The following is a 12872-nucleotide window of genomic DNA, read 5'->3' on the forward strand; positions in this document are numbered from 1 at the left end:
TCCGTCTACTTTCTAAACTAAGCAAAAAAGTTGAATCATGACCGACTTATCAAAATACAGAAACATTGGTATTTTCGCTCACGTTGACGCGGGTAAAACCACGACCACAGAGCGTATCCTCAAGCTGACCGGTAAAATCCACAGACTGGGCGAAGTGCATGACGGCGCCTCTACCATGGACTTCATGGAGCAGGAAGCAGAGCGTGGTATTACCATTCAGTCCGCTGCTACTACCTGTTTCTGGAAAGATCACCGTTTCAACGTTATCGATACACCCGGCCACGTTGACTTCACCGTTGAAGTTTACCGTTCTCTGAAAGTACTGGACGGCGGTGTTGGTGTATTCTGCGGCAGCGGCGGTGTAGAACCACAATCAGAAACCAACTGGCGTTATGCCAACGATTCCGAAGTTGCCCGTATCATCTTCGTGAACAAGCTGGACCGTATCGGTGCTGACTTCCTGCGCGTTGTTGCCCAGGTTAAGAAAGTACTGGGTGCCAATCCTCTGGTTATGACCCTGCCAATCGGTCGTGAAGACGAGTTCGTGGGTGTAGTTGACGTTCTGAACCGTCAAGCCTACGTATGGGATGACACTGGTCTGCCAGAAAACTACGAAATCAAAGAAATCCCTGCCGACATGGTCGACCAGGTTGAAGAATACCGTGAAATGCTGGTTGAAACTGCCGTTGAGCAGGACGACGACCTGATGGAAGCTTACATGGAAGGTAACGAGCCTTCTATCGAAGACCTGAAGCGTTGTATCCGTAAGGGTACCATCAACCTGTCTTTCTTCCCCACCTTCTGCGGCAGCGCGTTCAAGAACAAAGGTATGCAGCTGGTACTGGATGCAGTAGTTGACTACCTGCCTTCTCCTACCGAAGTTGATCCTCAGCCTCTGACCAATCCAGAGACTGGTGAAGAGACCGGTGAAGTAGCTACCGTTTCTGTAGACGAGCCTTTCCGCGCTCTGGCGTTCAAGATCATGGATGACCGTTTCGGTGCCCTGACCTTTATCCGTATCTACTCTGGTAAGCTGAAGAAGGGTGACACCATCCTGAACTCTGCTACCGGTAAGACCGAGCGTATCGGCCGTATGGTGGAAATGCACGCCAACGATCGTAAAGAGATCGAATCTGCCCAAGCCGGTGACATCATCGCCATCGTGGGTATGAAGAACGTTCAAACCGGTCACACCCTGTGTGATCCTAAGAGCGAATGTACTCTGGAACCCATGATCTTCCCAACGCCAGTAATCTCCATCGCCGTGACTCCTAAGGACAAGGGCGCTTCCGAGAAGCTGGGTGTTGCTCTGGGTAAGATGGTTGCTGAAGATCCATCATTCCAGGTTGAAACCGACCAGGAAACCGGTGACACCATCCTCAAGGGTATGGGTGAACTGCACTTGGACATCAAGGTAGACATCCTGAAACGTACTCACGGTGTGGATCTGACTGTAGGTGCTCCTCAGGTGGCCTACCGTGAAACCATCACTCAAGCAGTTGAAGATGGTTACACTCACAAGAAGCAATCAGGTGGTTCTGGTCAGTTCGGTAAGATCGACTACCGCATCCGTCCAGGCGAGCCAGGTTCTGGCTTCAAGTTCGTTTCTACCGTTGTGGGTGGTAACGTTCCTAAGGAATTCTGGCCAGCTATCGAGAAAGGCTTTGCTGGTATGATGGGTGAAGGTCCTCTGGCCGGTTTCCCTGTGCTGGACGTTGAAGTTGAACTGTTCGATGGTTCTTACCACGCAGTTGACTCATCAGCCATCGCCTTCGAAATCGCCGCCAAAGGTGCATTCCGTCAGTCCATGCCTAAGGCCAAGCCACAGCTGCTGGAGCCTATCATGAAGGTTGACGTGTTCACTCCAGACGATCACGTAGGTGACGTTATCGGTGACCTGAACCGTCGTCGCGGCATGATCAAAGATCAGGAAGCTGGTCTGACTGGCGTACGCGTTAAGGCAGACGTACCGCTGGCCGAAATGTTCGGTTACATCGGTCATCTGCGTACCATGACCTCTGGTCGCGGTCAGTTCTCCATGGAATTCTCTCACTACAGCCCATGTCCAACCAACGTGGCAGATACTGTAATTGCTGAGACCAAGGCCAAAAACGCCGCCAAGAAGTAATTGAACTTCTAATGAAAAACCCGCCTTATGGCGGGTTTTTTTATGTCTGTGATCTGGCGGTATATGCGTCTCTCTGGCACAGCCTTGGGTCATCACCCATACTTGCTTGGCTGTCTGGGTACGGTGAACGTACATAAAGAGATAGGGATTTTTCTATGAAACAACACGCCCCTTGGACAATCTTGATGGCTGTCATTCTGGGATACCTGCTTCTGGCCGCTGCCTGTTTTGTGACTATTCCATCCCGGTTGCTGGCACTGGCATTGATCTCTGGATTCGGCTTGTTGGGGCTGGGGCTTTTTCTCGGCGTTCGTGCCCGGTTACGCTTTTACCTGGCTGATCTCTATCGTCAGCTGGAGAGCCGTGATGACAAGGTAGATTTGAGTCGCCGATTGGAGTTGTATGAGGGCAGCCTGGTATGTGAGATGCAGAAAAGCATTAATGCCCATCTGGGGCGCTGTGACAGGCAATTACTTTCCCTATCCGAATCCTTTGGCCGCCTGCAGCCAATCTCTGCGGATTTATCAGAATCTTATGCAAACATGACCCAGAAGGCGAGCCTGCAGGCCAGTGTCAGTGCCGGCATAGATGACGATATGCAAAGGGTTTGGCAAGCCAGTAATGAGGTCAGTGATCTCACGGATAACATAGTCAAGGCGTCGGCCCACAGTGAGCAGCGAGCCGTCGTTGGTATGGCGGTCACCGCTGAGGCGGTCAAGACAATTCATCATTTGGCTGGCAAAATGGATGCTGCCTATAAGGAGGTGGAGGCCCTGACACTGAGCAGTAGCAAGATAGGTTCGATTCTTGAGGTCATTACCACTATTTCGGAGCAAACCAATTTGCTGGCGCTTAATGCCGCAATTGAGGCTGCGAGGGCGGGGGAACAGGGAAGGGGCTTTGCCGTGGTGGCCGATGAGGTGCGCTCCCTTGCCAGTCGTACCCAGGCATCTACCCATGAGGTGCGGGCCATTACCGAAGCAATTCAACGCTCAGTGGAGGTGCTTTCCGCTCATATACAGCAGACCCACGGGCAGCTGGATAATTCGGTTAAGCAAATTGAAAGTGCCAATCAGGAGCTGGAAGAGATCAACCGCGCTGTCGCTGAAACCAACAGTGCGGTGGCTCAGATCTCCAACTCTATCCGCATTCAATCCGAAGCCGTGGTGCACGTCAAGGATGCCATGGAAGGTCTGCAGCAGTTGAACCGGGATGCTCTCAACAATTCACAAATGCATACGGTTTCGGCAGACGATCTGCAAAAGCTGGCCGATACCTTGTATCAAAAGTTGGATGTGTTTGTACTCAGCAAATCGGCGCTACCGGACAAGCTCAAGCGCCGTCAGCAGGTGCGCTTGAAATCCGGTGTAATACCCGAGCCTGTCGGCGGTGTGGAACTGTTCTGAGACCCTCTCAATGGCGCTTTTGTTGCCACCAGATGTAACCACCGCTGACACTGATGAGCACAAAGACAAACGCGAGAAAGTCCCACAGCCACTTGGCCAACTGACCGAATAAACGACCGCTGTGCAGATCCAGCAAGACCCTTTCCCAATTGAGACTGGCAGAGCGGGCCTGCAACTGCAGTGCCGTATCTGCTTGTGCCACAGCTTGAATCCATTCCGGAGCCTTGAAGGGCATGGCCCGGGTCCATTCGATCAATTGCGAATCGCTTTGGTACATGCCATCGGCAGCCTGCAGCCAGATTTCATCGGGCCCCATTACCGCCAGATTTGCGAGCGCTTTCGGCAGGCCGGTACTGGTGTCCTGCACTTCCTGCAGTTGCCCTTGGCCGTCAAGCAGATACAGGTTGTCGCTGTCTATGGCCAGAATAAATCCTTCGGTCCTCGCCGCCGCCAACAAGGGACCCTTGGCTTCCAATATCTGACGTTCTCCAAGCCACAGCAGGTTATCTGTTGCACCGAGCACGTCCGGTGCGGTTTCAAACAGCAGAACCTGGTTTGGTGGTTGAATGCCGTACCAGTCCAGCAACCAGTTGAGGGTCACCCGACTTTGGGGCAGGTGCCAATCATCGGCATGGTTGATGGCCACGCCTGTGAGGGCCAGAAGCACTAAAAACAGGGCGCCGACCAGACCCAGGCGCCTGTGCCAGGGCCTCAGGTGACGTTTGAAGGCCAGCGACAGGGGCGAGCGTTTGCCTGAATGTAACTTTTTGCTCATTGGGAGACTTGGGCTTCCTGAGGTTGCAGTGCAGCATCCAGGTACAGGGCAATGCGTGACAGCTTGGTCAGGGCCCGCACCGACAGGGTTGCCCCCGTGATACCGTCAATGGTTTTGTCCAATTGCAGATTGTCGGTCAGTGTCGCTGATTTGAATTGATCGGTAAAGAAGTCATGGCGTACTTCGTCACCGCGGCTCTCCCGGTACACCAGCACCTTGGTGCGCACTATGTGGCCTTGGTCCACATGGATGCCGACTGTGATGGGGGATTCTTTGCCAATTTCTTCCAATATCCATACGCTTTGAGATGGCTTGGCCCAGTAGCGTACCCTGAATTTGTTGAATTTATGGGCGAGGATTTCTTCTATGTCGCTCTTCTGCTTATCACTGAGCCACAATACCTGGGCCTTGGGCAGTTCACCCAATGACTGGCGAATAAAGTCATCATTGCTCTGGTAGATTTCATCGGCCTGAGTGGAGACCATGAACAGCAGGGAAAGGAGCAGCAGTAGGGGCTTCATCATAAAATTATCCGCTGGCAGAAAGTCAAAAAGGGGCCCGAGGCCCCTTTTATTTTGCATGGCTTAGAACTGGTAGCCAACACCCAGGTTGAAGCCGTCTGAATCCAGGATGCCACCCTGATTTTCATAGTCGGCTTTCAGCACAACATTTTCGTGGATCCAGTAGTTCACACCCACGGAAGTGACCTTCTTCTTGCTGTCGGCACTGTTGCCGGCTTCGTTGTCCCACTCGTTGTAACGGGCGAACACACCGAACTGGTCGTTAATGCGGTATGAAGGCTCAACGTACCAACCCTTCTGCGTGTCACGACCTTTGGCCTTGGCTTCGGCGCCATCGATATCCCACTGGGCGTACAGACCTTTAACTGTGAAACCGCCGATGTTGTAGATCACATGGGCTTCCAGCAGGGTGGCAGAGGCTTCTTCACCTACATCGGTATCACCTTGGGTGACATCGGCTTGGTATTGAACAGTGGCGGCCAGTTCCAGACCTGGAATGGCGGTGTACTTCACACGGCCTGTGTAGGCCAGGGCTTCGGCACTGGCTTCAGACACTTTCTGACGGCCATCGCGCACTTTGAAGTTGTCTTCCACTTTCAGACCAGAGGTCACGGCCGCATCGAAGGCCAGACCAGGTGCTGCCTTGATATTCAGGGCCAGACCACCTTCCCACCAAGTGGCAGGGATGATGTTTTTCTCAACAGGGTTACGCTCAACACCGTAGAAGGCTGGTGGCTCGTGGGTTTCGTTGATGATACCAACCGGTACCAGGAACAGACCGGCTTTACCAGTCAGGGCATCGCTGAAGTCATGCTCAACATAGGCCTGTTCCAGCTCAACTTCACCGGCATCATCTTCTTCGTGGGAAGCGATAACGTGCTCAACTTCCAGTTCGGAGAAGAAACGGGTCTTGCTGCTGAACTCATGGCCGAAGAACATCACGAAACGATGGAAATCGATCTCGGCATCACTGTCAGACATGTTGTTGTAGTGCAGTTCGCCGTAACCACCAATGGTAGTGGCGCTCTTGCCGTGGCCTTGTTCGGCGGCATCGGCGGTCTGTTCAACGCGCTTTTCGGTTTCTTCCAGACGCTTTTCCAGATCCTTGAGCACTTTTTGCTGCTGTTCGATCACTTGGCGCAGTTCCTGAGTGTCGTCGGCGGCGATAGCGGCTTGGCTGGCAAACAGGCCCAGCATGGCGGTGGCGAGCAGAGTCTTTTTCATTATTCCCATTCCCCGAAATGTAAGAAGTTGGATGCTTGTTTTGATGGCGGCTATTCTACTCACTGATTTTTTAAATGCAAACGATTCGCATTGATATTTATGATCCAGATCAAAAACCGGGATGTTTCAGCAAAATTCCGCACCTGTGTCGGGGGCTTAAGTCATCGGGTGAGTTATTCGCCGACTTTAGGGTAGACTTGGCGCCTGTTTTACCTCAGTTAATAGAGACAGTGTTCGAGCGCCTATGTTTTTGGATCCTTATTTCAACCAGACAGACACCAGAGTTCAGATCAGCAAGGCCCAGGCCAGTGCTTTCGCCAAGGGTATAGCCCAGGACTTCAACCCCATACATGACGTGGATGCCAAGCGCTTCTGCGTTCCCGGCGATCTGCTGTTTGCCCTGGTGCTGAGCCACTATGGTTTGAGCCAGAAGATGCAGTTTCGCTTTGAAGGCATGGTGGGAGACGGGGTTGAATTGCAGTTTCCTGCCGAGGTAGCTGATGCCTTTTCCGTTCGCGACAGCCGCGACAAAAGCTACCTGCAGGTACAACGTCTGGGCGAAGTGAGTCACTGTCCCGAGCAAATCGAGTCTTTTATTCGCAGCTACGTAGCCTTCTCCGGGCTTAACTTTGTCCACGTGTTGGTGCCCCTGATGCATGAACACGGCATGATGATCAATCCGGACCGCCCATTGGTGATCTACGAGAGCATGGCGTTCGAGCTCAATAGCCTCGATTTCACCCAGGTGACACTGGAACTGGTGAAGTCCAGCCTGGCCATAGATGGCAAGCGCGGCGACGTGACCCTGGAATTTGCGCTCAAGGCCGAGGGCAAGACAGTGGGCACCGGCCTCAAGACCCTGGTAATGAGTGGTTTGCGTCCGCTGGAATCAGAGCACATCGATGCCATGGTGGCCGAGTATGAATCCCGCCGTCAGCGTGGCTGAGTTTTTCCTGGCACCCTCAGCCAAAATCGTTGCAAAAATGGCCTGAAACCCGCATTCCAGGCCGACTTTGGCCGGGTTGAATTGCCAACCCAGCCGCTTTCCTTTAAGTTATCTCTTTCCCGTGTCCGGGTAGGTTTCAGGCCCTGTTTTGCTCAGGCCCCAACCCTGCCCATGGCCCTGCCACGGCCGGCACCAGTTTGCTTTAAGGATAGAGATGTCAAGCCTGATCCGAATCGTGCTCATAGACACCCACCTGCCCGGTGTGGTGGAGCTGGCCCTTGACGGCCATACCAACATCTGCGGAACCAACGCCTCCGGTAAAACCACGCTGCAGCGCCTGGTACCCGTGTTTTACGGTGAGTATCCCAGCCGCGTGGTGCCTTCCACCCGCGACAGCTTTGAGCGCTGGTATCTGCCCCACGACGGCAGCTACATCATTTACGAATACCGCAAGGCCGACGGCCTGCTGTATCAGGCCGTGCTGTCCTCAGCCGGCGAGGGCAAGGGCGTCAGCTACCGTTTTATCGCCAAGGGCTTTGAGCTGGACGATTATGTCAAGAACCGCAACGGCGACACATTGCTGTGCCACAAGGCGGCGGATCTGGGCCGCGAACTCAAGCGCGCCGGTGTGGCACATACCAATCTGCTCAATACCCGCGAATACCGCGCCATCATCCAGAATGACCGTACCCTGCTGGCCACCGGCGGCAATCGCAGCGAGCTTCGGGCCTATGCGCGCCAATTCTCCCTTTGTGAGCCCGAGCACTCCCTGCGCCACATAGAAAAGCTGGCCAAGGCGGTGCACTCCAAGGAAGGCAAGATGGAGACGGTCAAGTCGATGATTGCCGCCATTCTGGAAGAGGATGGGGTCAATCCGCCCAGTTCCCGCATCAATCCGCAGCAGGTGGAAAGCTGGATCCGCGAGTGTCAGCTGATTGCGGGCTTCGAGGCCATCCGCCCCGAGTTCGACAAGCTGGAGCAGGAATTCAACCAACTCTTGTCCGCCGAGCTGCGTCTCGGCGCGCTGCACAAGGGTTACAGGGATGACGAGGTGCTTGAGGCCCAGCGCCAGGAGCACAACCAAACCCTGTCCAAGGAGCTGAACTTTCACCTGCGGCAGCTGGATGAGGAATGGAAGGAGCGCCGTGACGAACTCAACCAGGAAATCTCCGCCGCCCGCGGTGATGCCGCCAAGTTTGAGCACGACCTCGAGGTCATTGAAAATCAACATGGTGCCTTCCTCGATGCCGACATAGAACAGGCCCGCACCCATCTGGAGCAGTTGCCCCTGTGGCGTATCGATCTCGATAACCTGAGCGAGCGCCACAAGCTGCTGACCGACAAGCATCAGGACGTGGAAGCCGCCTACAACGGCCGTCGCAGCAAGATAGTCGAGCAGCTGAACCGGGACCTCGAAGGCCTGGATGCGGAGCTAGACCGCCAGCGTGACAGCCGCGACCGCCAGGCCGCCAGTGCCCGTGCCGATTTGGAAAAGCTGGAGCAGCAGTGGCGCGACCAGCTGGAGGTGATCAAGAGCCGCTTCCGCGATGAAGAATACCGTCTCAAGCTGGATGCCGAAAAGCTCAAGCTGCAGCAGGACGCCGTCACCTACACAGAGGAAGAGAAACTCAATCTGGCGGTGTTTGACGAGCGTATCCAGCGCGCCGACGAGGAGCAGGAAGTCAGCAATGCCAACGTGGAACGCCTGTCCGCCGACGAACGTCGCTTGCGGGCCAGACGCGATCAGGCCAGCGAGGCCCTGCGCCTGGCGAGCTTGAGGCACAATGAGCGCCGCGCCGAGCTGGAAGAGATCCAGCACGTGCTCTTCCCCCAATCCCACACCCTGCTGGAGTTCTTGCGTAAAGAAGCGCCGGGCTGGGAACAGACCCTTGGCAAGTTGGTGGCGCCGGCCCTGCTGCACCGCAGCGATCTTCATCCTGTGCTGACCGAAGGCGACAGCTTCTACGGCATAGGCCTGGATCTCAAGGCCCTGGAGGTGCCCGAATACGCGGCCACCGAACAGGAGCTTAGGCTGCGCCTGGCCCGCGCCGAGGAAGCCCTGGCCCTGGCGGCCAAGGTGCAGGACGAAGCCGAAGCGACCCTGGTGGCCATCAACGGCGAGCTGGAAAGCCTGAGCCGGGAGCTGACCTTTGCCCGCACCGCCTACAAGAATGCCCGTGAGGATCTGCGGCGCCTGTTCGACGAGAAGCGCGCCGAGCAGGACAAGATCAACAAGGCCCTGGCCGAGCGCAAGGCGGTGGCCAACAAGCGCCTGACCCAGCTGGATCACGAGCTGCGTCAGCTCAAGGCCCAACATCAGGAACGCCTGGACGAACACCAGGAACAGGCCCTGGAAGCTCGTATGGAGAAAAATGCTTACTGGCAGGAAGTGGTCGGTGCCCTCGACAGCCAGATCAGCGCCCTGCGCGGCAGCATGGAGCAGCGTCGCAGCAACGCCAAGGCGGAAACCAAGGCCTGCGAACAGTGGTACAAGAACGAGCTTAAGTCCCGTGGTGTCGATGAGGACAAGATCATCGCCCTCAAGAGTGATATCCGCAGCCTGGAGCAACGCATCCAGGACGCAGAAGGACGCAGGGCCGAGGTGCTGCGTTTCGAGGATTGGTACCAGCATACCTGGCTTGGCCGCAAACCCAAGTTGGCCCAGCAGCTCAGCGACGTGCGCCGGGAGTTGGCGGATCTGGAGCAACAGTTGGCGGGCCGCATGGCCGAGGTCAAGGCCAAGCGTCTGGAGCTGGAGACCGCCCGCAAGGCGTCCGATGCCGCCCAGGTGGAGGCCTCGGAAAACCTCACCAAGCTGCGTGCCCTGCTGCGTAAACTGAACGAGCTCAAGCTGGCCGCCGGCGAAGATGAGGCCCAGGGCAGCATAGGCGAGCGCCTGCGTCAGGGCGAGGAGCTGCTGCTCAAGCGCGACTATCTGATGGGCTCGGTCAAGCAATACGTGGAGCACTTCGACACCATCATCGCCGGCAAGGCGGGATCGGGCCTGGCGGAGTTCTGGGAACGGGCGCGGGAAGAGGCCACCGTGGTCACCGACAAGGGCATCCGCCTGCTGGATTACCGCAAGCTGGTGCCGGGTCTGGAGCAGCTGCTCAATGTGATGGTGCCGCAGCGGATGCGCTCTCTGATCGATTTGGGGCGCAACTTCGGTGTCGACCTTTGTGCCTTCTATGATGTGCTGGCCGACATCGATCGCCGTATCGCGTCCCAGAGCGCCCGCATCACCCGCGAGGTGGGCGAGGAGCTGTTCCTCGATGGCGTGTCCGAATCTGCGGTACGTATTCGTTCGCGGATCAGTGAACTGGAATTCTGGCCTGAGCTGGAAGTGTTCGTGGCGGCTTTCCGTCACTGGAAGACCGACGGTTTCAACGGCCTGCCGAGCGAACATTACACCGGCAGCATGCGCCGGGCGCTGGACATCATAGGCAAGGCGGCCCTGAGTGGCGGCATCGCCAAATTGCTGGAGATTGAACTCAAGCTGCGGGAAGGCAACAGCGATCTGGTGATCCGTACCGACAGGCAGCTGAATGAGTCCTCCAGCCACGGTATGGCTTATCTTATTCTGTGTAAGTTCCTGCTGGCCTTTACCCGTTTGTTGCGGGGCCCGGCCGACGTGACCATACACTGGCCCATAGATGAGCTTGGCACCTTGCACCATGGCAACGTGAAGAAGATTTTCGATGCCTGCGAGAACAACAATATTTCCGTGCTCGGCGCCTTCCCCAACCCCGAATCCGAGGTGCTGGGGCTGTTCCGCAACCGCTATATCATCAACAAGCAGACCCGCAAGCTGCAGGTGGTGAAACCCAAACTCAATCCCATCGCCGATAAGCTGGCGAGCCGTATCGCCCGGGAGGCCGTGTAATGACCGACGCTATTAGCCTGGTGGGCCAGGGCGCCCTGATTGAACGCCTGCTGCGGGGCGAATTTATCTGCCGCGTGACCGACGAAGACGGCTGGCGGGCCCTGAAGGAGCCCGGCATGCGGGCGCGGGTGGAAAGCTACCTGAATCAGATCAACCGCACCGTTGCCACCGCCGGTGAAGGTGAGGTGTTTTTCTGCGGCTATGCCCAGCTTGGCGAGGCCGAGCGCAAGGTGATCTCCAGCCAGTTCAAAGACATCTGCCAGGCGCTGATCCCCCTGGTGGAGTGGTTGGTGCTGGTGCAGGAGGCTTCGGGCCAGGATGCCCCCCTGACCGAAGGCGCACCTGTGCGCCTTACCGAGCTGCAGAGCCGCATCGAGGACACCCCGGCATTTCGTGAGCAGCTGGCCAAGCTCAGCCAGTATCGCCTGTTCGGCTCCACTTCCAGCAACGTCGATGCCCAGATGAAGCTGGTGTTCAAGCGTCTGGTGGAGCTGGGTTACCTGACCCGCCCCAATGCCGAGAAACAGATTTACATCGCCACCGGCAAGCTGGATTACCTCTATGAGGTGATCCGCTTTATCGACGAGACCGAGGGGCTGGGACTGGAGGCGCAGGCCGAAACCGCGACCCAAAGGGAGCTGATATGAGCAGCAACCTGCACCAGTCCGGGGTCAAGCTGCTGCGCCTGCTGGGGCGCCATGCCGAGACCCTGATGGACGTGTACCTCAGCGGCAGCGCCGAGGAGGGACGCCATGACGCGGCCGTGCTCAGTAAGCTCACCGACGCCGGCATACTCTGGCGCCCCGAGGCCGGCGAAGGCCTGCGGCTGACCCGCAATGTCCGCGCCCTGCTGGAAGAGGGCCTGAAGGACGAGCGCAACCGCCAAATCAACTCCAACGTGGGTTCGTCCCTGGCCACCATCAAGACCCTGGCCTCCCACTACCGCGAGGCCCGCGCCAGCGTTGATTACAGTGCCGCCGAGGCCTACCTGGCGGATCTATCCGAGCACGTGTTCGCATTTACCGAAAATCTGCGCTATTCCATCCGGGTGCTCTGGGGCCGGATCAACAACGAATTCGGCTACGTGGGCAGCATCAGCGCCAAGATCCGCGAAAACGAACTGGCCCAGAGCCAGGTGGGCGAATTGCTGAGCGGCCTGGAACTGTTCCAGTTTACCGAGTTGGGTGAAATAGCCGGTGACATACGTGAGCTCAGGCGTTTGCTGGTGACCACATTGCAGGAAACCCTGAGCGATTGCAGCAAGGAGCTGAGCGTGGTGCAGGGGCGTTTGCTGGAGCTGCTGGGGCGTTTCCGCCAGATCCAGGGCCGCACCCGCTTGCTCAAAGGCTTGTTGCTGTACACAGACATGCACCCAGACTATCACCCCCAGGATCACGTGGCACATCGCAAGGTGCCGGGCCTGTTCAACCGCGCCGAAGCCATATTGGCAGATGCAGCGGTCGACGTGCACAACAGTGCCCAGGAGCTGGAGCTGATGGAGCTGGTGGCCCGCATCAAGGCCATTTCCAGACTTGATGTGCCAGTTCGACACAGGGAAGCCGAAGCCGAGGTGGTGCTCAGTCAGGCCGAGGACTTCGACGTGCCGGACAACCCGCTCAAACAGGCGGTGGAGAACTACTTCTGCGCCGTTATCGATTCGGGAAGGCGCCAGTCGGCGCTGGACTTCCTCAAGGCCAATCAGTTGCCCTGGGACGCCGAAAGCTGGTTGTATCAGGTGATTGGCGGCTTCGAGGGCCTGAGTGAAGAGCACAAAGGCTACTTTGAGCTGGAGCCTTTGGGAGAACCTCATCCTGTCTACAGCGGCAACTTTATCATCCGGGATGTGGAGCTGTGGCTCAGCTGACCCCGATAACCCCGGCGGGCCGTAGCTTGCCGGGGTTGCTATTGCGGACGGCTTGTTCCACTATCCAGCCAGGCCCAAATGACTTGGGCATGTATCACTAATAACAGATAACTGGGATGAGGGCG

General features: G+C 56.8%; 9 protein-coding genes. 6 read left to right on the plus strand and 3 right to left on the minus strand.

Annotated elements, in window-relative coordinates; translation table 11 throughout:
• Positions 1-37 precede the first annotated feature (37 nt).
• Positions 38-2128, plus strand: coding sequence for an elongation factor G (fusA, locus tag JYB84_RS02465; RefSeq protein WP_207321877.1), 2091 nt, complete (start codon positions 38-40; stop codon positions 2126-2128).
• A gap of 185 nt (positions 2129-2313) precedes the next feature.
• Positions 2314-3534 (plus strand): methyl-accepting chemotaxis protein, encoded by a 1221-nt coding sequence (locus JYB84_RS02470; protein ID WP_207321878.1) that lies wholly within the window; start codon positions 2314-2316, stop codon positions 3532-3534.
• A 7-nt stretch (positions 3535-3541) separates the two neighbouring features.
• Here JYB84_RS02470 and JYB84_RS02475 read toward each other — a convergent pair whose 3' ends face one another.
• The 3 genes from JYB84_RS02475 to JYB84_RS02485 form a co-directional block, all read right to left on the minus strand.
• Positions 3542-4309, minus strand: coding sequence for a PepSY-associated TM helix domain-containing protein (locus tag JYB84_RS02475; RefSeq protein WP_207321879.1), 768 nt, complete (start codon positions 4307-4309; stop codon positions 3542-3544).
• Positions 4306-4830, minus strand: a complete 525-nt coding sequence (locus tag JYB84_RS02480) for an FMN-binding protein (protein WP_207323068.1) — start codon at positions 4828-4830, stop codon at positions 4306-4308. Before JYB84_RS02480 ends, JYB84_RS02475 begins: the two co-directional genes overlap by 4 nt.
• Positions 4831-4893: 63 nt before the next feature.
• A complete protein-coding gene (locus JYB84_RS02485; protein WP_207321880.1) occupies positions 4894-6054 on the minus strand; it encodes a porin in 1161 nt (386 codons plus the stop codon).
• A gap of 244 nt (positions 6055-6298) precedes the next feature.
• Here JYB84_RS02485 and JYB84_RS02490 point away from each other — a divergent pair, with 244 nt between their 5' ends.
• The 4 genes from JYB84_RS02490 to JYB84_RS02505 all read left to right on the plus strand — a co-directional run bounded on the left by JYB84_RS02490 (position 6299) and on the right by JYB84_RS02505 (position 12747).
• A complete protein-coding gene (locus tag JYB84_RS02490) occupies positions 6299-7000 on the plus strand; it encodes a DUF3581 domain-containing protein (protein ID WP_207321881.1) in 702 nt (233 codons plus the stop codon).
• A 214-nt stretch (positions 7001-7214) separates the two neighbouring features.
• Positions 7215-10883, plus strand: coding sequence for an ATP-binding protein (locus JYB84_RS02495; protein WP_207321882.1), 3669 nt, complete (start codon positions 7215-7217; stop codon positions 10881-10883).
• On the plus strand, positions 10883-11530 hold the full coding sequence (locus tag JYB84_RS02500; RefSeq protein ID WP_207321883.1) for a hypothetical protein: 648 nt from the start codon (positions 10883-10885) through the stop codon (positions 11528-11530). Before JYB84_RS02495 ends, JYB84_RS02500 begins: the two co-directional genes overlap by 1 nt.
• Positions 11527-12747 carry a phosphoenolpyruvate carboxylase gene (locus JYB84_RS02505; RefSeq protein ID WP_207321884.1) on the plus strand — a complete coding sequence of 407 codons (1221 nt, stop codon included), beginning with the start codon at positions 11527-11529 and terminating at the stop codon, positions 12745-12747. Before JYB84_RS02500 ends, JYB84_RS02505 begins: the two co-directional genes overlap by 4 nt.
• Positions 12748-12872: the final 125 nt, after the last annotated feature.

This window comes from Shewanella cyperi, assembly GCF_017354985.1.
GTDB classification, from domain to species: domain Bacteria; phylum Pseudomonadota; class Gammaproteobacteria; order Enterobacterales; family Shewanellaceae; genus Shewanella; species Shewanella cyperi.